Annotated in this window: 16 protein-coding genes and 1 tRNA gene; 7 read left to right on the top strand and 10 right to left on the bottom strand. The window is 57.8% G+C overall.

The features are described 5' to 3' along the window. Positions 1-74: 74 nt before the first annotated feature. Positions 75-968, bottom strand: a complete 894-nt coding sequence (locus tag BM403_RS17280) for a LysR family transcriptional regulator (RefSeq protein ID WP_093543942.1) — start codon at positions 966-968, stop codon at positions 75-77. A gap of 95 nt (positions 969-1,063) precedes the next feature. Between BM403_RS17280 and BM403_RS17275 the strand changes: the two genes are divergently transcribed. Next, positions 1,064-2,227, top strand: a complete 1,164-nt coding sequence (locus BM403_RS17275; protein ID WP_046034514.1) for an MFS transporter — start codon at positions 1,064-1,066, stop codon at positions 2,225-2,227. Beyond that, entirely contained in the window at positions 2,224-3,417 is a 1,194-nt protein-coding gene (locus tag BM403_RS17270) for an MFS transporter (RefSeq protein ID WP_093543939.1), read from the top strand. The genes BM403_RS17275 and BM403_RS17270 overlap by 4 nt, the downstream gene beginning before the upstream one ends. A gap of 46 nt (positions 3,418-3,463) precedes the next feature. On the opposite strand, the gene BM403_RS17265 is transcribed toward BM403_RS17270, so the two are convergent. The 7 genes from BM403_RS17265 to BM403_RS17235 form a co-directional block, all read right to left on the bottom strand. Beyond that, positions 3,464-3,769, bottom strand: a complete 306-nt coding sequence (locus BM403_RS17265; RefSeq protein ID WP_046034516.1) for a DUF6482 family protein — start codon at positions 3,767-3,769, stop codon at positions 3,464-3,466. A 23-nt stretch (positions 3,770-3,792) separates the two neighbouring features. Then, the gene (locus BM403_RS17260; protein WP_046034517.1) at positions 3,793-4,317 is read right to left on the bottom strand and encodes a DUF3833 domain-containing protein; all 525 of its coding nucleotides are present in this window, start codon (positions 4,315-4,317) and stop codon (positions 3,793-3,795) included. Between the two features lie 187 nt (positions 4,318-4,504). After that, positions 4,505-4,578, bottom strand: a tRNA-Gly gene (locus BM403_RS17255). Between the two features lie 161 nt (positions 4,579-4,739). Beyond that, a complete protein-coding gene (locus tag BM403_RS17250) occupies positions 4,740-5,624 on the bottom strand; it encodes an alpha/beta fold hydrolase (protein WP_012722737.1) in 885 nt (294 codons plus the stop codon). A gap of 306 nt (positions 5,625-5,930) precedes the next feature. Continuing rightward, positions 5,931-6,623, bottom strand: a complete 693-nt coding sequence (locus BM403_RS17245; protein WP_093543937.1) for a 16S rRNA pseudouridine(516) synthase — start codon at positions 6,621-6,623, stop codon at positions 5,931-5,933. Continuing rightward, complete coding sequence (locus tag BM403_RS17240) at positions 6,623-6,835, bottom strand: cysteine-rich CWC family protein (protein ID WP_046034519.1); 213 nt, start codon at positions 6,833-6,835, stop codon at positions 6,623-6,625. Before BM403_RS17240 ends, BM403_RS17245 begins: the two co-directional genes overlap by 1 nt. Positions 6,836-6,919: 84 nt before the next feature. Continuing rightward, entirely contained in the window at positions 6,920-8,542 is a 1,623-nt protein-coding gene (locus BM403_RS17235; protein WP_093543935.1) for a methyl-accepting chemotaxis protein, read from the bottom strand. A gap of 262 nt (positions 8,543-8,804) precedes the next feature. Here BM403_RS17235 and BM403_RS17230 point away from each other — a divergent pair, with 262 nt between their 5' ends. Beyond that, the gene (locus BM403_RS17230) at positions 8,805-9,164 is read left to right on the top strand and encodes a hypothetical protein (protein ID WP_093543933.1); all 360 of its coding nucleotides are present in this window, start codon (positions 8,805-8,807) and stop codon (positions 9,162-9,164) included. A 55-nt stretch (positions 9,165-9,219) separates the two neighbouring features. Here the strand turns inward: BM403_RS17230 and BM403_RS17225 are convergent, their stop codons facing one another. Further along, a complete protein-coding gene (locus BM403_RS17225) occupies positions 9,220-10,332 on the bottom strand; it encodes an enoyl-CoA hydratase/isomerase family protein (protein WP_012722743.1) in 1,113 nt (370 codons plus the stop codon). A 136-nt stretch (positions 10,333-10,468) separates the two neighbouring features. Between BM403_RS17225 and ung the strand changes: the two genes are divergently transcribed. The 4 genes from ung (at position 10,469) to BM403_RS17205 (ending at position 18,105) form a co-directional block, all read left to right on the top strand. Further along, on the top strand, positions 10,469-11,161 hold the full coding sequence (gene ung, locus BM403_RS17220) for a uracil-DNA glycosylase (RefSeq protein WP_093543931.1): 693 nt from the start codon (positions 10,469-10,471) through the stop codon (positions 11,159-11,161). A gap of 158 nt (positions 11,162-11,319) precedes the next feature. Next, positions 11,320-13,275: a hypothetical protein gene (locus tag BM403_RS17215; protein ID WP_093543929.1), complete on the top strand. Its 1,956-nt coding sequence runs from the start codon at positions 11,320-11,322 to the stop codon at positions 13,273-13,275. 317 nt (positions 13,276-13,592) lie between these two features. Beyond that, entirely contained in the window at positions 13,593-15,611 is a 2,019-nt protein-coding gene (locus BM403_RS17210) for a hypothetical protein (protein WP_093543927.1), read from the top strand. A 304-nt stretch (positions 15,612-15,915) separates the two neighbouring features. Then, positions 15,916-18,105: an autotransporter outer membrane beta-barrel domain-containing protein gene (locus BM403_RS17205; protein WP_371914026.1), complete on the top strand. Its 2,190-nt coding sequence runs from the start codon at positions 15,916-15,918 to the stop codon at positions 18,103-18,105. 526 nt (positions 18,106-18,631) lie between these two features. Here BM403_RS17205 and BM403_RS17200 read toward each other — a convergent pair. Then, positions 18,632-21,793 carry a hypothetical protein gene (locus tag BM403_RS17200; protein WP_093543923.1) on the bottom strand — a complete coding sequence of 1,054 codons (3,162 nt, stop codon included), beginning with the start codon at positions 21,791-21,793 and terminating at the stop codon, positions 18,632-18,634. Positions 21,794-21,831 lie beyond the last annotated feature (38 nt).

Genomic DNA, 21,831 nt, shown 5'->3' with positions numbered 1-21,831 from the left:
GTAGGCGGTAAAGGGAGTGTATGAGCGCCTCAGAATGGCGCCGGAGATAGGTATTGCGGGGTTTTGCTAAGGCGTTACCGAGTATGTCGCGTCTGTGCAATGACGGCGAGAAACGCATCCACCAGCACACTTTTTGTTTCAGTTCGGGTCAGAACCAGCAACTTTGCACACGCATCCCCCTCCACCAGCGGCCTGTATGTCACGCCTTTATTCATCAGACTCTGCGTGCACGCCGGTACCAATGCCACACCTTGACCGGCCGCCACCAGTGCAATGATCGATGTGATCTGCCGCCCGGTCGGGCCGGGGCGCATGGGTTGGCCGTGGTGTCGGTAAAGCTGTTCGATGGACCGGTTGAGCCCCGATCCATAATCGGCTGGAAACAGAATCAACGGGTAGGCACTCAGCTGCGCCAGGTTGACGCTCGGCTGACTGGCCAGCGGACTGCCACTGGACACGGCGGCCACCAAGCGTTCTTCGCCCAAGGACAGCGCTTGCACCTCGTCGCTCTGTGGTAACAGGCGACTCAGCCCGATATCCAGCCGACCGTCCGCTACCTGCGCGCCCAGGCTGCCCGAGGCACACTCCACCAGGGTCAACTGCACATCGGGAAACCGCAGGGCAAACGCCTGGATCGCCTGGCTGAACAGATCCGACAGCGCGATCGAGCTGACATACCCCAGCGCCAGCTGCCCGGCAGTGCCCGCCGCCAGCTTGCCGGCGATCACTTGCGCCAATTCCACCTGCTCCAGCACGCCGCGTGCGTAGGGCAGGAATGAACGACCTTGAGCGGTGAGGGTGACGGTGCGGCTGGTGCGATCAAACAGCCTGAAGCCCAGCTCGGTCTCCAGCGCCGAAATCTGCCGCGTCAGCGGCGGCTGCGCCAGGTGCAGCCGAATGGCCGCGCGACCGAAGTGCAGTTCTTCGGCGACGGTCAGAAAGTAACGCAGCTTGCGTAGGTCGAGCATCCTGGTCCTTGGGTATTGATCGGTCCGAAATCGGTATTGGTTCAGGACCCACCGGCCATTCTATAAAGACCTCACAAAATAAAACGAGAGGTTTCATGAAACCGCGCCTGCATTGTGCCCGCCTTGCCCTGTTCCTGTGTGGCTGCGCGGCGTTCCTCAACCTGTACGCCACCCAGAGCATTCTCCAGACCTTTGCCACGCAGTTTCAGATCAGCGCCAAGGCAGCAGGGTGGAGTATCACCGTGACGACGTTGGCCGTGGCAATGACTGCGCCGTTTGTCAGCCGGCTGACCGGGCGCTTTGAGCAACGCACGGTGATCAGCATGGCGGCCTTGCTGCTGGCGGTGCCGGCGCTGATGACTGCCTATGCCGACAGCTTTGCCGAAGTGCTGGTGTGGCGGTTTGTCGAGGGTATGTTGATCCCTGTGGTGTTCGCCACCAGCGTGGCGTATATCGGCGACCGCTGGAGTGGCGGCACGGTGACGGAAGTCACCAGCCTGTATGTGGCGGGCACCGTGTTGGGTGGCTTTGCCGGGCGCTTTGTCACGGGGGTGATGACCGAATACGTGGGCTGGCGCGAAGCCTTTGAAGGGTTGGCGGTGTTGAGCCTGATGGTGGGTGGGTTTATTCAGTTCTTGTTGCCTGTGAGTCGTGCGCGCTCGGCGAAGGTTCAGTCCCCATTTTCGGCTGTTTTTCGCAAGCCTTTGCTGGCGGCCTACGCTGTAGGATTTTGTGTGCTGTTCTCCCAAGTTGCAGCGTTTACCTACGCAGGTTTGTACCTGGGATTACCGCCATTCAACCTCGGACCTGCGGCGTTGGGCACGCTTTACATGGTGTTCCTGCTGGCGCTAATCGTTATCCCCATCGCCGGTCGCCTCAGCAAGTCGCGGCCTCACGCCGAACTTCTAAGCGTTGCTGCGCTGCTCGGCATCAGCGGCTCAGCGCTGACCCTGGTGCCTTCGTTGTGGTGCATCGTGGTGGGCCTGGCCCTCAGTTCCACCGGCGTGTTTCTCGCTCAGGCGGCGGCCAACGCCTTTACTGCCGCTACCGCCCGCGATAACAAAGCAAGTGCCGTGGGCGTGTACCTCACGTGCTATTACCTGGGGGGCAGTTGCGGTGCGATTGTCCCGGCGTTGATCTGGGAGCGCTGGGGCTGGACCGGGTGTGTGGCGCTGATTATCACCTTCCAGATACTGACCTTGCTGATCGCCCTGAACGGCTGGAAGCCCTCTGAACCTGAACTGATCCCGACGCCATGAACGACACTGTCGCTATGCCCGCTCCCGCCTCATCAACCCGTCGACGCACGCTGATCGCCGGCTGCAGCGCCCATGCCGTGCATGATGGCCTTACCGACGTCATCTACGTGCTGCTGCCGATCTGGCAAACGCAGTTCGCGCTGTCCTACGCTCAGGTCGGACTTTTACGTGGGGCTTATTCGGGAATGATGGCGGTGTTCCAGCTCATGGCCAGCCGCGCCGCGAAACGCTGGGGCCGTGTGCCGATGCTAGTGGGCGGAACCGCCCTCGCGGGGGCGGCTTATCTAATGGTGGGGCAAGCCACTGGACTGGTGATGCTACTGCTGGCGTTGCTGTTGGGCGGATTGGGCGCCAGTACCCAACACCCACTGGCGTCCTCGATGATCAGCGATGCCTATGAGGACGGTGGCGGAATCAAGCAGGCCTTGGCCCAGTACAACTTCTCCGGTGACATTGGCAAAACCCTGGTTCCCGGTCTGGTCGGCTTGTTGCTCACGGTCATCAGTTGGCGCGCCAGTGCCACGTTCCTGGGATTGCTGGGGTTGGCTGCGGCGGGCTTGTTGTGGTGGCTGATTCCCCGTCAGCCGGACGCCTCGTTGGCGACCCAAAAAAACAAGTCGCCTATCGGAGCCGGCTCTGTCACCGGCCTGCGCGCACTGATCCTCACCGGCACCCTCGACAGCGCCGTGCGCATGGGATTTCTTACCTTCCTGCCGTTTCTGCTGCAAGCCAAAGGTGCGGGCACCGCCGGTATCGGCCTGGCCCTGACCCTGCTGTTTATCGGTGGCGCGTTCGGCAAATTATTCTGCGGCTACCTGGGCGCGCGCATCGGCATGATGAGGACGGTGTGGTTGACGGAAAGCAGCACGGCGTTGCTGATCGTCGCCGCCGTGTATTTGCCGCTGACCAGGCTGATGGTGATGTTGCCGTTGCTGGGCCTAGTGCTCAATGGCACGTCGTCGGTGCTGTACGGCGCGGTGCCAGACCTGGCGGGTGCAGGTAAGCGGGAGCAGGCGTTTGCGGTGTTCTACACCGGCACGATTGGTGGTGGGGCGCTGGCGCCGGTGGTGTTTGGCGGGGTGGGGGACGCATTGGGCGTGCCGGTAGCGGTGATGGTGCTGGCGGGGGTGTTGTGGGTGACGTTGCCGTTGGCGTGGGTGGTGCAGCGGGGGATGGAGAGGGAGGATTGATTGCCTCTTTTCCGGAAACGCAGTTCTGTCCTACACATACGCAGCCCTAAACGGACGAATCCAGCGTAAACGGAATTCGCAACGCACCAATAGGCCCTTCCCGAACACCGCACATTTCATCGTGTACGCAGTGCTGCACCAGCACACAGGGAAACGGCGGAACCCGTTGCAACAAATCGCGCAAATGCGTGGTGGAGCGGATGCGCAGCGGCTTGGCATCATCGCCCTGCAATGTCATTTCGGCATGATCCAGCTTGACGCGCGCGAGGTAGAAACCACCCTCCAGCGACAGCAGCTGAAGCTCGCGAATTTCACCTTTCACTGCCAATTCAGTCAGCCTGTGCAGATTCATGATTCTCTCCCGTGGTGGGTCATTCACTGACGACGAAAGAACAACGTGACCTGGCCCCATTCGACGCCGAACTTGGTCATGCTGGAGCGGTTGATCAGGGTGTCTTCGTCCATCAGGTACATCCAGTCATCAAAGCTCACCTCGTAGACCGAGCCGTCCACCGGCAGGTTGAGTCGGTAGCGCCAACGCAGTGCGTTACCCGCCACTTCGCCGATCGCCTCGCCGACCACATCACCCGCTCGACCGCGCCAGCGCCCCGGGCCGTCCGGTGTCAGCGTCCACACCCGCTGTTGACGCGTGCCGTCGCTGTACAGGAAGCGCTCGTCGAGAATCAGGGCGTTCCCCTCGCGTCGGCTGGCGATATTCACTTCAAAGCGCTTGGCCACTTCGCCCGAGCGCTTCTGGAAAATCCCCCAAGCCTTGACGGGCTTGCTGAAGAATCGCTCCAGGTCCAGTTGCGGCTGTTGGCCAGCGTAGTGCTCGACGCCTACGTTGGCGCAACTGCCCAAGCTCAAGGCCAGCAACAATGAAACCAATAGACGTGTCATTGCTCGGCTCCGTGATGGTGTGTCAGTGCTTGGAGTGATAGTTGTACAAAAATATTGATTTGTACAGGTATGCTCGACGCAAGTCGCTGATACGTCAAATCGCGGCCATAAAAAAACCGGTCTCAAAGGACCGGTTTTTTTATGCATCCCCCGTCAAAAACAACCTGGCGTGGAACACGAATTTGAGTGGAGCGGGTAGAGGGAATCGAACCCTCGTCGGAAGCTTGGGAAGCTACTGTTCTACCATTAAACTATACCCGCTCAGAGCGGCTGACTTTGTACCAGATGTTCACCGGGATTTGAAGTTTTTCTTCAAAAATGTGTGTGGGAGATGGCTTGCCTGCAATATCGACACCTCGGTGTGTCAGTCACACTTCAGTAAGGCTGTCGCAGGCAAGCCAGCTCCGACACAAGCTTGTACCTCAGATTGCAAATGCATGCTGCGTCTGGCCATGTTGATAACGCAACCGGCTGACCTGCCGCTCCGGTTTCAAGAAGCCCACCACCGCATCCCGACTGTCGCGGCATGCTGCTTTGTGCTCCATGTCCAGAAAATGCCCGGTAGCCTGGATGGTACTGAAGCTGCTGTTAGAAACATGCTGCCCAAACAACTTGGCATCCTGGGCGCTGGTGTACTCGTCCCATTCGCCGTTCAGGAACAACACCGGAATATCGATCTGCTTGGCCGCCTTGAGGTAGCACAGGCGATCGCTGTTCAGCACATGGCTGATGTGAAAGTGCATCTGCCCGTACTCATGCTCGGCCAGGCTGCTCACGTGTTTGTAGTTGAACCGCTTGAACAGTGACGGCAGGTGTTTGCCGATGGTGCTGTTGACCAGGTGGCCGACACGGTCGCGGTCGAGGTTGCCGAGGTAGTCGACGCCTCGTTCCAGGTAGTCGCGCATCGGTGCGTTGATCACCGGGGAGAACGAGCTGATCACGGCTTTTTCCACGCGACGAGGGCGGTGCGCGAGGGCGACCAGGGTGGCGGCGCCGCCCCAGGAAAATGACAGCACGTGTTCGGCGGCAAAGTGGTCGATGAGTTCCAGCAGGAGCTGGCCTTCGACTTCCTTCGTCAGCATTTGCTCATGGCGGTTATGGATTTTGGAACGACCGGCGTAGGGCTGATCGTACAAAACCACATTGAACTGTGGGTACAGGCTTTTCACGGTTTGGGCGAAGGATGCCGTGGTGGCCATGGAGCCGTTGACCAGGATGATGGTCTTTGCAGCAGCGTCCGCGCGATAGAACTCCGTGTAAACCCGGTATTGACCCTGTATATCCAACACAGCGATTTCTGGCCTCATGTCGTAAGACTCCTGGCAAGCGGGTAGGGCGCGCAGATCACTCTGCACGAGCTATGTGACAGGTAGGCATACGCCTGGAAAGTGAGGGCCCATGTCGATCCGATGACGGCTGGCCGACGGGTGTTGTTATGGCGGGCTGTTTGCCGGGAAGGCCCGTAGATCAAGCGCGGGCGGGGCAAGGTGTTTCTTGGAGGTTATAGGCGACTCGCCAGTCATATTTAAACTGGTGATTCTGATTCAAGCAGCAGAGCGGGTGCCCCGCAAGGCGATGGAGCCGTTTTTTGCCCATCACCGGCTGAACGGTCGTCAGACCTGGCGGATTTCGTCGTCAGTCAGTGCACGATATTGGCCCGGCGCGAGGGTCGCATCCAGTACCAACGGGCCCATGCGCTCGCGATGCAGGCCGATTACCTTGTTATCAAAGTGTCCGAACATGCGCTTCACTTGATGGTAACGACCTTCGATGATGCTCAGCCGCGCCGTTGTTGGCCCAAGCAATTCCAGCTCGGCGGGTTGAGTCGTGAGGTCCTCGAAGGCGAAGTACAGGCCGTCGGCAAAGGTGGTCGCATACTCAGGGCCGATGTCCTGTTCGGTCTCCACGTGGTAGATCTTGGGCAGTTTGGTCTGCGGCTGCGTCAGGCGCCGCGACCATTGGCCGTCGTTGGTGATCAGCATCAGGCCGGTAGTGTTGAAATCCAGGCGACCGGCGATGTGCAGTTCATCTTTGTCCGGCTCGTCGAGTAAATCCAGGACGGTCGGGTGTTGCGGATCCGCCGTGGCGCTCACGCAACCCTGGGGCTTGTGCAGCATGAAGTAGCGCGCCGGTTTGCCCGCCTGCAGCACTTCATCGTCCACGCATACGCGGCTGAATGTCCGCACCTCATGATGAGGATCGCTGACGGCCATGCCGTCGATCGACACGCGCCGCTCAACCAGCAACAGGCGCACTTGCTTGCGATTGAACCGAGGCAGGTTGCTGAGGAAGCGATCAACCCGCATTACGTCGGCTCAGCGCCACGCAACTGCGCATCGACCTGGGCGCAACGCGGGCACAGGCAGGCTGTGTTGCGCAACTCATCGGGCAGGGCTTGGAGCACGGCGGGGTCGATGGTGACGCTGTAACACCAGCAGGCCTGGTCGACCGTACGTGGGTCAGCCAGGGTGCAGTCGTTGCGGGCCCCGCAGGCGGGGCAAAGGGTTGGCGTGGTCATGGGCAGGTTCGGGCTGGATCGGGCAAGGTTGCGGAGAATCCCGCTGTGCCTTGTACGATACAGGGCCGACCCCGCCCGGGCTACTTAGAGCTGGAACTTGCTGACCAGTACGTTGAACGAGGTGGCCAGGCGCGACAGGTCCTGGCTGGACGCGCTGGTCTGATGGGCACCGGCCGCCGTCTGGGTGGACAGGTCCTGAATGTTCAGCAGGTTGCGGTCGACTTCGCGGGCCACCTGGGCCTGTTCTTCCGAGGCGGAGGCGATCACCAGGTTGCGTTCATTGATCTTCGCCACACTGGCGGTGATCCGTTGCAGCGCTTCGCCGGCGTTCTGCGCCAGGGTCTGGGTGTTGTTGGCCCAGGTCAGGCTCTTATTCATTGCCGCAACCGCATCGTCGGCGCCGGTCTGCACTTCACCAATCATCTTTTCAATATCGACCGTGGACGTCTGGGTGCGATGGGCCAGCGCTCGCACTTCATCGGCGACCACCGCAAAGCCACGACCTTGCTCTCCCGCCCGCGCCGCTTCAATGGCGGCGTTGAGGGCCAGCAGGTTGGTCTGGTCGGCGATGCCGCGGATCACATCGATCACCTTGCCGATTTCCCGCACCTGGCCGGCGAGGTCTGCGACCGACTGCGTGGAGTCGTTAATCTCGACCACCATCGAACTCATGCCGGACACGGCCTGTTCCACTTGCTGACGGCCATCTTCGGCTTCGGTGGTGGCCTGGCGCGAGGCTTCAGAGGTCGAGACGGCGTTGCTGGCCACTTCGTCCACGGCTGCGGTCATCTGGTTGACGGCGGTGGCCGCTTGCTGGATCTCATCATTCTGACGGGTCAGGCCACGGCTGCTTTCATCGGTGACCGCACTCAGTTCTTCGGCGGCCGATGCAAGCTGGTCGGACGCGTTGGCGATTTCCACCAGGGTGCTTTTCAAGCCGCCCTGCATATCCGACAGCGCCACCAACAGTTGCCCGGCTTCGTCGGTACGCTCGGTGGTGATGGCTTGGGTCAAGTCGCCCTTGGCAATGCGTTGTGCACTCTGCACGGCCTGAGCGATGGGGCGAGTGATCAGGCGGGTGATCAATACACCGACAGTCAGGGCGATGATGAAGGCCAGCACAATGCCGCTGATCATCCACGTCAACGCGCTGTTGCGCAGTTCGTCGGCGGCGACCGCCCCCTCTTTGATCTGGCGGTTATTGGATTCGATCATCACGCGGATCAGCTCGCGCGCCTGACGGAAGACTTCATTGTTGGTGGTATTGAGCTGGGTGCGGGCCTCATCGACCTTGTTGCCGTCGAGCAGCGACATGATGCGTTCGGAGCTGCTGATGTAGGTGGGCAGGATCTGGTCGAGTTTGTCTCCCGCTGCGCGTTCATCATCTTCCAGCGGCGTTGCGCGGTAGGTGGCGTACGCAGCTTGGCTGCGCTTGAGTTCCTGGGCGATATCCTGGCGCACGCGTTCACGATCCTGGGCGGACACTTCGCCTTTGCTGGCATCCATCAATCGGTACAGGCCCCGGTTATGGGCCACCAAGCCATTGAGGGTAGCGGCGGTGTTGCTCACGGAAACCAGGTTGTTGGAGAACGTTAGCTCTAATGCCGTGGCGAGGCGCACCACGCCTTTGATGCCCAACAAGCCGACCCCGAGGGTGACCAGCGCACACAGTAGAAATGAAAGCAGCAGCTTGGTTGAGATTTTCATGGCTTGAATCCGACGGTAGTAACGGAGGACGCACGGTAGAGCCTCCCTGGCCTGGTGCAGTGTCATAGTGACATCATCGCAATCGACAAAGTTTCGATCCAGACAAATTAACTGAATCGATAAAGCCTGCGCAGATGTATCAAGCTGTTGCAAGAACGCACCAGATTCCGTTTTTGATGTCAGATATTTCGTCATTCAGCGAAAGCTGGATGCCGCCCTCCCGCGTCGCTGGAGGTGCTCTTCCGCGGTCCAGGAGGCCGCCATGTATCGACGACTGCTGCTCAGCGCTTTACTCGGTCTGACCCTTTCTGCTTGTGTGCCTTATTACGATGGAGGCCAGAGCTACTATCGATCCGAGGTCTACACCTCACCGGCACCGGTGTATTACTACGGGGGTGGCACGGCGTACCCGTACCGCCGTGATTACTACCCTGCGCAGCGCTATTACGCGCCCCAACCGCGTTATTACTCGGCCCCGCGCTACTACCAGCCGGCCCCGCGTTACTACGGACCGCGTGCCGGTTACCGGCCTTATCCGAACCAAGGCTGGGGCGGCGATCGTTGGGGCAATGGCGGGCACGGCCGCGGTGACCATGGAGGCGGTCGCGGCGGTCATCGCTGACCGGTCTGTAGTGCAAGCGGCGCAGGAAGCGCCGCTTTTTATTGGCCACAATTAATCAATAATCGGACAGGTCTGCCAGCGGATGGCGGCCTTCCCACGCCTTATTGAAGTGCGCCTGCACCACCGCCTCCGGAATCGCGTTGATATCCGGCCAATGCCAATGCGGCGCCTGGTCCTTGTCGATCAGCCGCGCACGCACGCCTTCGCTGAATTCGGGGTGACGGCAGCAATTGAGGCTCAGGGTGTATTCCATCTGGAACACCTGCGCCAGGGACAGATGCCGGCCACGCTGGATCTGTTCCCATACCAGGTGCGCGGTCAACGGGCAGCCTTCGCTGAGCGTCTTGCCGGCCCGGCTGAACAGTGGGTCGGCGTGTTCGCGCAATTGACTCAAGGCGCGCCAGGCGCATCGCACATCACCCACGTCCAGCCATTCGTCGATCTGTGCCCGGCGCGGCAGCCATTGTGCTTCGGGTTGCTGATCGACGGCTTCCTGGGCCAGCGCCTTGAGCAGGCTGTTGAGTTGCATCGAGGTCTGTTCCTGCCAGTTCAGCTGCAGCAGGCCATCGAGCAGTTCGTCTTGCTGGTCGTCGCGCAGGAAGCGGTCGGCCAGGCCCAGGTCCAAAGCGTCGCGGCCGTTGATATGGGCACCCGTGAGGCCCAGGAAGAGCCCGAGCTTGCCTGGCAGGCGTGACAGGAACCAACTGGCGCCGACGTCCGGGTACAGGCCGATGCTGATCTCCGGCATGGCCAACCGGCTGCTGGGGGTGACGATGCGCACTGCCGCACTCTGCAGCAGGCCCATGCCGCCACCCAGCACGTAGCCGTGGCCCCAGCAGATCAGCGGTTTGGGGTAGGTGTGCAGGCGGTAATCAAGGCGATACTCCGCGGCAAAAAACTGCGCGGCCAGGTCCGGCACAACCCCTGGCTGTTCCCGGCAGGCCTGCGCCAGGCTGCGGACTTCGCCACCGGCGCAAAACGCTTTGGGGCCGTTGCCGCGCAGCAGTACACAGACGATGTTCGGGTCCTTGGCCCAGGTATCCAGGCGTTCGCCCAGGGCGAGGATCATCGGCAAGGAAAGGGCATTGAGGGATTTTTCAGCGTCGAGGCTGGCGATGCCGATGCGGGCACCGTCGCTGCCGGTCAGCTCTTCGAAGTGCAGGTTCATCGTGACCTCAATCGATACGTTGAAGGATGAGTATGATCGCTTCGTAGGAAAGTGTCGGTGGTGTGTCAGATCAATTGACAAGCGGGGTCGGCTTTCCTAGGGTTCGCCTCATTCTTTTTGACAAGACTATTCAACCATGACCGAAGACGACCGTATCAAACTCGAACCCAGCTGGAAACACGCCCTGCGGGATCAGTTCGAGCAGCCGTACATGGCGCAGTTGCGCGAGTTCCTGCGCCAGGAACATGCCGCCGGCAAAGAGATCTACCCGCCCGGCCCGCTGATTTTCAACGCGCTCAATTCCACGCCGCTGGACAAGGTCAAAGTCGTGATCCTCGGCCAGGACCCGTACCACGGCCCCGGCCAGGCCCACGGCCTGTGCTTCTCGGTGCAACCGGGCGTGCCGGCGCCGCCTTCACTGGTCAATATCTATAAAGAGCTCAAGCGCGACCTGAACATCGACATCCCCAATCACGGCTACCTGCAAAGCTGGGCGGACCAGGGCGTGCTGATGCTCAACACCACCATGACCGTCGAGCGCGCCAACGCCAACGCCCATGCGGGCAAGGGCTGGCAGTTCTTTACCGATCGGATTATCGAAGTGGTCAGCGAGCATCAACCGCACCTGGTGTTTTTGCTGTGGGGCGCCCATGCCCAGAGCAAGCAGAAGCTGATCGATGCCACCAAGCACCTGGTGTTGACCTCGGTGCACCCGTCGCCGCTGTCGGCATATCGCGGGTTCCTCGGGTGCGGGCATTTCAGTCGCACCAACAAGTTTCTTGAGCAGAATGGCGAGACGCCGATCAATTGGGTGTTGCCACCTGCCTGAATCCCCTGGGGCGGCAGGCTGCCGTTCATCGGTAACGGCGGAGCCCTGTTATTTCTGACAGTATCCGCGCGCTTTTTTTGCGCATTCAATAAGTATCCGGACCTGAGCGCGCTGATCGCCCGGGTCGATCCTCGATTGATTGCTCAAGGAGCGTGACCATGTCTGATTCGAACCTGCCCTCAGGCCGGCGGCCCCCTCATGGGTCAAGAGCGGCCACGAAGCCGATGCGTGACCCGACGATACTTGAGCTGGACGCGCCTAACCCTTCCCAGGCACTGGATTTGGAGTGGGACGAAGCAGCTCGGACCTTGCCGCTTGCTCTTCATGATCAGGATCTGGAAGTTACGATTGCACGGGTCTGGCCATTCAACCTCCATGAGGAGGACATGGTGACAACGGTGGAATATCGTTGGAATGGCGACACTGTGCATACCCACCCTATTAAAGGTCCGTACAACCCTGACGACATCTTTCCGTTGGTGCAGTACTTACCCAAATCGATCTTGTCGACCGAGGGCATCCATCGGCTGACTTATAATGTCAGCGCCAGATTGATTGGGCCGAGCGACTCATTTCCAACCTTCGTCAATGTCGACAAAACCGCTCCGAATGGTGGTAACCCTGCCCCGGATGTGCAGGTGGATGACGAGGCTCGCACTGAGGTGACGGATGGGTACTTGGTCACGCACGGTGGCATACCGTTCTGGCTGGTGCGTTGGTTTGATATGCGTATTGGCGATTTGATCTACGTCTATTACGGAACACTTCCTGATCTAAGCCTGGCTGCCACCTTTGTCATTACGAGAGCGCATGTGCAAGGCGCGCCCATCGCGTTCACCCTTCCTGAGGCGCACGTGCGTGCCAGCGGTAGCGGTGACAGGTTCGTGTCCTGTCGGCTTGAGGATCGAGGCGGCAATGTGGGGCAGTTTTCTGATGCACTCAAGCTCAAGGCCTCTCCGGTTGTGTTGCCGGACCTGCCTCGTCCTTACATTGAGCCGGCTGAGCTGACGGGTGTGGTCCTCTTTGAAGATACCTGGCCGCCGAAAGAGCTGGCGGTCACCATCCCTCGGATAGAGGGCGCAGAAGCGGGGGCCAAAATTTACACCTATTGGAATACTCATTCCCTCGGCATCCAAGAGATTGGCGATGTGCAGCACTGGCCGATTCTCAGGCCTGTGCCGTGGTCTGTTATTGCTGCCGGTGGTTTCTCTACGCGTTATCCATTGCGTGTGCGCTATGTGTATGAGCAAGGCAGCGCTTCCAAGCCGTCACCGGACAGCTTTTATGATGTAGATATGCGTGTGGCCGGTCCGGACCCCAGCGGGCCTGATCCGATCAATCGCAAGCTGGCCGTCCCCATCATAAAGGGCAAGACCGGCGACAATGTGCTGACTTCCGTTGATAGCCCCGGGCCGGTGCGGGTAGAAGTGCGATTGTTTGAAAACCCGCAACAAGGCGAACGCCTTGAACTGTGCTGGAACAGCGACGACGTTATCGTCGCGGCCTATGACGTACAGCTGGGGGACGTGGCCGGGAAGTTGATCACGCTGTGGGTGCCCTGGGCAGTGGCGTCGTCCGTCAACCTCGCTGAAGTCTATTACTGGACAGACAACGGCATAAACCGGCAGCGCAGCCCTTCAACGCCTGTACGGGTAACCCTCGACACGCTGACCGGCCTCAAGAGTCCGGTGCTATTGAATGACAGCCCTCTGTTCTTTATTGCGTGCGGTACCAAACCGGAACCTTATGAAGGGGTGTTCATTGGCATACTCTGGGATTTTACTCATTTCAGTACCGGTGATTACGTGCATTTATATTGGAAAAGTTACCCGTCAAAAAATGGCAGTGGTGAGCCCTTCAGTGGTACCGAGGTGAGTTTTGAGCATCGCCTGACATCGGATGATCGTGACAGAGGCCAAGTTGAGATCCGTATCGAGCCATTCAGCTTGATCACATTGCCGGGTTTGGTGAAGGATTTCGGCTCGGCGGTTGTGCAGTATCGTCTGTTCAAGGCAACGGGGGAGACCGGGTTGTCCTCCAGGAAACTTATCTATATCGATTTGAAGATACCGGGTGGTGGAACGTGCCTGGGGCCGCATAGTGGCGGCGTTTAAACGTTGGCTGAAATAAAAGAGGGCGAAAGCCCTCTTTTTTATTTATGAAAAATCTGATGATGTTTTTGCATTGGAGTGAGCCGAAGACTTAGGTTTGTTTAGAGTAATTGGTGTTAAAGGTGTTTGGTTTTTAGCGTGTTTGTTATTAAGGCAGCTGTTTAAGTGGTCTGTCATTCAGATGCATAGTTTGTGCATTTGTGCAGCTGTCAAGTTTCACAGGCTGTGCAAGTTGATTGAGTGATGTCTAATTAAGCTCTCATCCCTCGCGTGCGTCGGGTGACGAGCGTGAATCATTTAACTTACAGGAGTAAGCAGTGATGGCTAAGTCAAATAACACTCAAGCAGCTTCAGTCGATCAAAAAAAGAAGTCGAAGGGCAACGATAGTAGCGCTACTCAATGCGTCAATCCCTTGGAGGCCCCTGTTCCCCATGGTCTTGCGCCCCACGGACCTAGAGCTGTGGATGACCTCAGAGTTACCAATGCCCTGCCTCCAGTGGTCGGTTTACCGCCTAATCTGATGAAAACTATCGTTGCGCAAACGGAAGGCGTCAAGCTTGAAGTTGATATGTGGGACGATACCTTTCCGCTTCCTGGAAGCAACCCTGATGTGTTTCGGTTGTTCGTGAATGGCGTCGTTTATGGAGATCCTATAGAACGACCTAAGCCATTGTCGAGTCTGGTTTGGCCATTGGCAGTAACTATCAAGGATGTCGATGTATCGAACCATGGGGAGTATCGTGTCAGTTATGAGATCGCTTTGGGATCGGGGGGTAACGAGCAGTCCAACACTACATTGGTGAACGTCGATACTATTGGCCCTGCCGGTGGGATTTTATTGGATGCTGTGACGTTGACAGGCGGTGCAGTGGGTGGGAAGGTCACGCTGGAGTCACTGGCCGCGAATGGCGATGCACTTGATATTACTGTTCCAGGGCGTCTAATTGCACGTGCAATGGATGAGCTTTGGTTGTATGGGAATGTTACAGATGCGGATCCAATAAAAGTTGTTAGCAGTCTGCCGGTTAATACTTTGCCTGTCGTTGTCTCTCTCACTAAAGATGAAGTTGTCGCTAAGGGGTCACGTGTAGAGCACCTGTCGTTCCGTTACTTTGACTACTCCGAGAACTCAACAATTTATCCGACGAAGTTGAGAGAGGTTGAGTATCTTTTAACGCCCCAGCCGACGAACTTGACCGACCCCGCAGTACCGGCGGCACCGTTGGACCTTCGGGACGCGCAGTTGAAATTGGCGGAAGTGTATATTTTTGGCTGGACCAATTATAGACCTGGCCAAACCCTGAACATCGACTTGGGTGGGCACGTGTTCCCGGCTGCATTGTCGTCCGAGCCGACCCTTGCAAACCCCGCAAAGATTGAAATTCCATGGCTCATTCTCTTCGCGGCCTATGGGATCACTGTTGCCGGTACAGCCAACCTACGTTACCAAGTGGTGGATGGCGGCACGGCTTCAGCATGGTCCAACTCTATTTCGGTGGCTGCAGACTTCCGGTCAGCCGCTGGAGAACCTGGAGGCCCCGGTCCCATCCGGGATTACCTGCCGCAGATTACGGTAACCTCCTTCGACGGACTCACCAACGAGATTGGACCGGGTGATGACGGCCCTGCTACCGCCGCATTTGGTGTGTATATCGGAGCGATGCCAGGGCACCAACTTCAGCTCTACTGGGACGGGATACCGATTTTCACCCCTACCCCTCATACCGTGACGCAGCCTGAAATTGACTCAGGGACGTTTTCCTTCACTATTCCTGCCTCAATCATCGCTGCCGGCCTTAACGGACTGGACAAACCCGTCTGGTACAGCCTGACGAATGGTGTGAACCCCAACGTGGACACGTCCCTGTCTACGCCGGTTGATGTGTTTGCCAGTGAACTGACGAACCTGGCGCTGGCACAATTCCCTAAATCCGTGAGTGCGGGCGGCACCTTGCGCTCGATCAGTTGCAAGCAGTTTGTTGAGCTTGGCATCGACACTAGAATCAAGGATGCGGTCAATCTGAAAACAGGTGACACGATCAGGCGTTTCTGGACCCTGTATGGAGAGGGCTTGGAGTCCTCCAACATACTGGTCCAAGCAGAAATGCTGCCTCCGATTGTGGTCGTAAATGATCACAGCCTGCCGGGCCACAATGGCGAAGAATTCGTCGCGGATTTCGCCACGTATGTCCAACCGGCGATTTTGGGGCGAGTAGAGTTCTATTACACCGTACTCAAAGCCGACGGGGTGACGACAGGCCAATCCCTACCGACGATTCTCTATGTCAGCCGCCGTAACGCCGATACCACCGTTTGCGGTGCTCTGCCTACTCCTTAAACGCGTCGCCCGGTATGAACCGTCATGGGTAGCCGTGACGGTTTGTACCGTTCTTTTTTAGCGAGCCCCTGCAGGCTCAAATTTCACGACCTGCTGTGATTAAGGAAAGTCCTACGTCGCCTTGGACGATCCCTACATGAACCTCCCTGCCTGATCCGTACCCTTGCCGCTTCTGAAAGCCAGAGTCGATGGACCTTTAAATCGCTTGGCTTGTTCAGTCACCGACTAGAGGTACTTAAGCATGTCCACTGAAAAAACATTTCTTCTTTCTCGTTTATCACTAGCTATTAGAGTATTGGCCGTCATGCCTGTTGCCTTGGCGGCGACACAGGTCAAGGCGTTGAATATCTACCCTGGGCAAAACGTCGTCATTGACGCTGACACGTTAGTTGATCGCTACCACGTGACCGAGGCCACCCTGACCTCGAATGGGGCCAGGATCCTGGGGGTTAAAGCCTATGATTCGACCTTTACGATGAGCGGTGGCACTGTCAAGAACACCGCCGGTACTGAAGTGGGTGTGGCGCTTTATGGCAGTAAAGGTACCGTGCGCGATGCTTCGATCTACAGCGGCGGTGCCGAAGGCATGATTGTCGGCACCAATTCGGACCGCGGCTCTGCCGTGGAAGTGTTCGATAGCGACGTGACTGGCGCCACAGATGGCATTGTGCTCAGCGGCTCCAGCACTTTGGCCCTGCATAACACTCAGGTCAGCGGTGCAAACGCTGGTTTGAGAGCGTACGACGGGCAATTGACCACCCAGGGCGGCCGAATTTACGGCGGCACCAACGGCATTGTGGCGTATCGCCTGCCTACGGTGGATAACCCCTCCGTGCTGAACCTCAACCAGACTGAAGTGGTGGGCGGAACAGGGGCTGCCATCCTGGTGGACTACCCCGGTGGCACCGAGATCAACATCAACAATGGCACGACCTTGGTCGGCGGCAACGGCAACATGCTTGAGCTTGCCCACGGCGGCGCGGCCGATGTCAATGTCTCCAACACGACGCTGGGTGGCAATATCCAAGTCGGCAAAGACAGCGCCCTGGACATGAACATGGATTTCGCCTTCATGAACGGCGACATCATCAACAGCGGCGGCAGCGCCAACGTTGGCCTGAACAATGGCTCGGTGCTGACCGGTCGCCTGGACAATGTCGACAAACTGTCGGTCAACAGCGACGCCACCTGGGTGATGGTGGATGGCCAACAAGCGCTCAACACATTGTCGATGAACGGCGGTAACGTTAAGTTCGGCGAGTCCGGAGCCTTCTATAAGCTGGACGTGGCTAACCTCTCCGGCACCGGCGGTACGTTCATCATGAAGGCGGATTTCGGCTCGCTGACCGGCGACTTCCTAAACGTCACGGGCACGTCTGCTGGTCACCATCAGTTGCTGCTCGCCGCCACGGGGGCCGACCCGTTGAACGAGCGCCTGCACATGGTGCACACCGCCGACGGTGTGGCGGATTTCAGCCTGGTGGGCGGTCGGGTCGACCGCGGTACCTATTCTTACGACCTGGCGGCGGATAACCAGAATCATGATTGGTACCTGGACCCGGATAGCAAGGTCATCAGCCCGAGCACCAACTCGGTGTTGGCCTTGTTCAACGCGGCGCCGAGCGTGTTGTTGGGGGAAATGACTAACCTGCGTACGCGCATGGGCGAACTGCGTTTCAACGGTGGACAGACCGCTGGCTTGTGGACCCGTGCCTACGGCAATAAGTATGAAGTGTCCAACGACAAGACTGGCTTGGGTTATAACCAGACCCAACGCGGTTTCACTTTGGGTGCGGATGCACCGCTGGAGGCCGGCGATGGGCAGTGGCTGATCGGTGCAATGGCCGGCCACAGCCAATCGGACCTGGACTTGAACCTGGGCAGCAAAGCCACCATCAACAGCTACTACGTGGGCGGCTATGCAACGTGGCTGGATAGCGAAAGCGGCTTTTACTTCGACGGCGTGCTCAAGTTCAACCGCCTGCACAATGAGTCCAACGTGGCCATGAGCGATGGCAAGAAGAGCAAGGGCAACTACACGCAAAATGCCACAGGTGCCTCGGCTGAGTTCGGTCGTCATATCACGCTGGATGACGGCTATTTCGTCGAACCCTACGGCCAATTGGCGGCGGTGATCACCCAGGCCCAGAGCTACACACTGGACAACGGCCTGAGCGCCAAAGGGGATCGTTCGAGTTCGGTGATCGGTGAGTTGGGCGTCACTGCCGGCAATAATATCCAACTCGACAGCGGCGGCGTGCTGCAGCCTTACTTGAAAGCCGCAGTCACCCATGAGTTCGACCAGAGCAACAAAGTGTTTGTTAATGACAACTCGTTCAACAACGACCTGTCGGGCTCACGTTTGAAGCTGGGGGCGGGTATGGCGATGTCGGTGTCGCAGAACTTGAGCATGCATGCGGACCTGGAGCGCAGCGTGGGCAAGAACATCAAGCAACCCCTGGGTGTGAATGTGGGGCTGCGCTACGCGTTCTAAGCGCGGCCGGTGCAGTACTTTCCGCTTGTCGGACAAACCGCCAACCTGTCAAATCTGACAGTAGGCGGTTTATTTTTTTGGGGGCTAACTGGAGGGGCATTCCTAATCAGGAGATTCCCATGCATCATTTTATGAGTAAGAAAGTTATGCGTACTGTCCCCAAGGTATTACTGGCGGCAGGTGTCGCTGTGCTGCTTGCCGCTTGTGCCAGTGGCCCTTCCGAGACGGTGTCGAGTGAGTACCCAGGGCTTGATCCTGTCTGCACTCGTGCAGGCACCTTCAAAAGCATATCGCCGGGTTGGTATTACACCTGCAGGTACGACACTGATTCCCAACGGTGGATAAGGCAGCCAAGACAGTGCCCGGCTGGACAAGATTTCAATGAAACTCTTCAACGATGCATACCCAGATAATAACCCATTGAAAGGCCTCTCTTCCTGACGGTAGAGAGGCCTTTTTTATTGCCTTCAATGTGCTGCTGTCGGGTGGCTATGTCGCCACCCGGCAGCGGTCTTGAGCAATGAATCTATGGCCGCTCCACAACCAAAATATCATCCAGTGAAAACTCTGCCCCTGAGGTAATACTCTTGAAGTAGATGCGCATAGGCAAGAACTGAGAGGGAACCCCGGCAGGCAATGCAAAGGTCCGGGAGTGTGAGGTCCACACACCGGGATTAACATGGGTGAAAGATTGTGACTGAGTGCCGAACTCTATGAATACCTGGGGTAGATAGGGGTTCAAGTCCACCTTCATTTTGAAGCTCAAGTCGTAGGTTTTACCGCTCTTGATATAAAAGGTTTTAATGACGCCGGGAAAGAGAGGGCTGCCATTATTGAGTTTCACATACCAGAAATTGTTGTTGTTGACGTTTCTGATCGCGCCCAAGACATTGATGATGTTGACCCAGCCATTCCAGGACAATAACTCAAAGTCTGTCAAATCATAGAGCCGAAGCGCTGTGATGGTGTAGTTGCTCGACGGAAAGGGCTTGGCGGTCAGTTCATTTGAATCGCCATTGAAAGTGACGGCTGCCGTTGCCGTCACCTGGCTGCTATCCGCAAGTACGGTAAACCAATCACGCATTGCCTTTTCATTCACTATCCCATTATCGACCTGCGTCTGGTCGATCGGATGGCCGTTCAACAGTGTCAAAGGGGTTGCGCCAACACTATGGAGTTTGAGCCAGATCCGTTGGCCCTTCCGGCTCAGCGTCCAGCGCACCAGGCTCACCCAGCAATCGGTGTTGAATGTATTCAAGTCGATGGTTGAGCCGGATGGCAGGCCATTGAGTCTTGGCTGCGGCAGTGGATTGCCGCCGGGTAATTCATTGAAGTCCAGTACGCGCAGATTCAGCACCCTTGAGTCATCGGTGACGCCGTTGGTTGTGACGTGATACTGAAGACGCAGGACGCTTCCAATGTAGTCGCCGATGACGCTGTTGGAGAATTTGAAATCGACGAAACCCGTAGTTGGGTTGCCGTATTGGGGCGTTATGGACGGCAGCGTCGCACCGGGCTTGCCTTGCAGTTCGAGCTTGATGAAGTCGTTCGAAGACATCGGTGCAAATTGCACGCGTACCGTCACCTCTGGCGTGTTGTCAGCAATGACCGGGTTGATGGTCGCGTTTCCGTCGTCCACGGGGGTGCTGTTGTAAACCAAAGGCGCGGGCAAATGGCGCACTGCGAGGATCTTCATGGGTGCGGTGTTCGACGTGCGTGGTGCAACGCCTGGGCGGGCGCGGTCGTAGAAAATATTCATGCTTTGATTGAGCAGGATGTACTGGCGCTTAAGCGTGAAAGGCAGCGGCCGGTCTTTCCAAATGTTTGAGACAAAGAAGGGTTGTGGCGGAGCGCTTCCACCTGGCGCAGTGCCTTCAGCGTGCAGGGTGACCGTATCCCCCACTTTGATATCGTTGTGGGGGTCAACCTCAATGGTGGCATCACCGGTGGATTGGTTCGGATCAAATACGTAATCAGGCGGCGGAGCCTCATGCACCCTCGGTTCGGGCAGTACGGCCGTAGAGGCACCGACATAAACGGTTGTGTCCGGGGATGGTATTGTTCCCTCGCTATTCTGACGGGTATAAGAAGCAGTCAGGCTGCCACCTGCCAATTTGGCAATATCACCCTCGGGGCCATTGATAATCGAGAACACCACATTGCCTGTACCTGCATTTTTGAATTCTTCGTGGTAGTAAAATTTACCGTTAGGGTAGCGGCCCAACAGCTTCAGCGTGATGCGGTCAAAGAAGTCCTGTCCATGATATTTACGGATGTCGATGTTAATGATGGGGGTATCCGCAATCAGAATCCCATCGACAGCCTCCCGAAATGTCGGGGCGTAAAGCCCACCGGGAATGGCGGTGCCGATCACACTGACCAGCGTGAGGTGTGAGCCTCTATTCGGCGCGCCAAAGCGGATTCGCTCATAGCGAAGTCGAGCCTGCCCTCTGATCAACGGTATCAGGTCGCTTACCGGGCATGGAATTCTGAGTTGGCGCGTCGTGGTGGATGTCAGTGGATCGGAACTGTAGGTTTTCCTCACCGTTTGCCCATCCGCCGTCCTGCCGGTGAGGGTCACCTTGATCACGTCGCCCAATCGGTAGCCGTTACCCGCGATTGGAACGACGATCGTCACAAAATCGCCACTGACTTCATCGAGGTTGAGGATGTCTTCCGGAGCCTCATCGAAGAAGCAATGGGGCAACAATGGCTCTGAACCATCGTTCAGGAAGACCTCGAGGAATTCGGCGACCGACCAGCCATCCGAGTAGTTTCCGCACTCATCAATCACGTTCCACTCAGCGACGTGAGAGCCGCTGCCGATCTGAAGCCAGTGTTCGATGCACAGCCTGAAGACAATGTCGTCATGGTGATCCGCTTCTGGCTGCGACACGGTGTGCTCGAATAGTGCGTCGCCGATTTTCAGGCGAACAACATCACGCACCGCGCGGTGGGTGCGTGGTGACAATGAGGTATCGGCAGGGTAGTAGGGGACGCGAATCTCTATGCAGTTTTGGGCATCTTCTTCTGTAACGCCAAAGTCGAGAAACGCTTGGGGAATGATCGGCTTGGGCAGGTTCGTGTTTACAAAACTGTAGCCGTCCGGGTTGTCCCCGGCGGGTTTCACCTTATCAACCTTCAGTGCGAATTTTCTTGTTTCTCCTACCGCCAGGCCGAGGCGTGTCACCCGGAAGAACACCGGATAGACATTACCGTCGGTGATCGCACCCGACGGTACGAACAGGGGAATCACCTCAGCGTTATCCACTTCATGCTGGTGGATGGTGGTGGATGCGACGGGGTTGCTCAGATCGCCCCAGAACAGTTCCACGAAATCCAGGGCTGCCATCTCCAGAAATGGCAGCAAGGCAATCAGTAGTCCCTCCTTGTGCATCGTGATCGCGACGAGATTGATACCTGCATCGACGCCTTGCACCGGCTGGGTATTTGCGGGGATGTACAGTACCAAATCTTCGAGGCGAACCTTTTTGAAGGCTTCCGTCGAATTGAGAGACAGGTCGGAGGGGCATGGCACCAGGTAACGAGGGTCGATGAAAGTACGCTGCACGGGCGGCGTCTTTTCAGGTGGCTGCTGGTTTGAGTAAGACGCAAGCAGTGAGCGCCCTTCTGGGAGCTTGATCAAGCGCTGGTTTGGATGGTTGGAAAGCTCTTCGTCGTTACCCATGATGAAACCCTCTGCAGTCAGTGAGGAACTCAATGTCT

The organism is Pseudomonas sp. OV546 (assembly GCF_900116845.1).
GTDB lineage: Bacteria > Pseudomonadota > Gammaproteobacteria > Pseudomonadales > Pseudomonadaceae > Aquipseudomonas > Aquipseudomonas petroselini.
Note: the sequence above shows the minus strand (reverse complement) of the source record. Positions and strands in the feature narration are given on the sequence as shown.

Excerpts from the sequence above, each read along its gene's own strand:
- BM403_RS17225 (WP_012722743.1), bottom strand. The coding sequence starts at position 10,332 with ATGAACCTGCACTTCGAAGAGCTGACCGGCAGCGACGGTGCCCGCATC.
- BM403_RS17230 (WP_093543933.1), top strand. The coding sequence starts at position 8,805 with ATGTATCGACGACTGCTGCTCAGCGCTTTACTCGGTCTGACCCTTTCT.
- BM403_RS17205 (WP_371914026.1), top strand. The coding sequence starts at position 15,916 with ATGCCTGTTGCCTTGGCGGCGACACAGGTCAAGGCGTTGAATATCTAC.
- BM403_RS17260 (WP_046034517.1), bottom strand. The coding sequence starts at position 4,317 with ATGACACGTCTATTGGTTTCATTGTTGCTGGCCTTGAGCTTGGGCAGT.
- BM403_RS17265 (WP_046034516.1), bottom strand. The coding sequence starts at position 3,769 with ATGAATCTGCACAGGCTGACTGAATTGGCAGTGAAAGGTGAAATTCGC.
- ung (WP_093543931.1), top strand. The coding sequence starts at position 10,469 with ATGACCGAAGACGACCGTATCAAACTCGAACCCAGCTGGAAACACGCC.
- BM403_RS17275 (WP_046034514.1), top strand. The coding sequence starts at position 1,064 with ATGAAACCGCGCCTGCATTGTGCCCGCCTTGCCCTGTTCCTGTGTGGC.
- BM403_RS17250 (WP_012722737.1), bottom strand. The coding sequence starts at position 5,624 with ATGAGGCCAGAAATCGCTGTGTTGGATATACAGGGTCAATACCGGGTT.
- BM403_RS17270 (WP_093543939.1), top strand. The coding sequence starts at position 2,224 with ATGAACGACACTGTCGCTATGCCCGCTCCCGCCTCATCAACCCGTCGA.
- BM403_RS17280 (WP_093543942.1), bottom strand. The coding sequence starts at position 968 with ATGCTCGACCTACGCAAGCTGCGTTACTTTCTGACCGTCGCCGAAGAA.
- BM403_RS17215 (WP_093543929.1), top strand. The coding sequence starts at position 11,320 with ATGTCTGATTCGAACCTGCCCTCAGGCCGGCGGCCCCCTCATGGGTCA.
- BM403_RS17210 (WP_093543927.1), top strand. The coding sequence starts at position 13,593 with ATGGCTAAGTCAAATAACACTCAAGCAGCTTCAGTCGATCAAAAAAAG.
- BM403_RS17240 (WP_046034519.1), bottom strand. The coding sequence starts at position 6,835 with ATGACCACGCCAACCCTTTGCCCCGCCTGCGGGGCCCGCAACGACTGC.
- BM403_RS17245 (WP_093543937.1), bottom strand. The coding sequence starts at position 6,623 with ATGCGGGTTGATCGCTTCCTCAGCAACCTGCCTCGGTTCAATCGCAAG.
- BM403_RS17200 (WP_093543923.1), bottom strand. The coding sequence starts at position 21,793 with ATGGGTAACGACGAAGAGCTTTCCAACCATCCAAACCAGCGCTTGATC.
- BM403_RS17235 (WP_093543935.1), bottom strand. The coding sequence starts at position 8,542 with ATGAAAATCTCAACCAAGCTGCTGCTTTCATTTCTACTGTGTGCGCTG.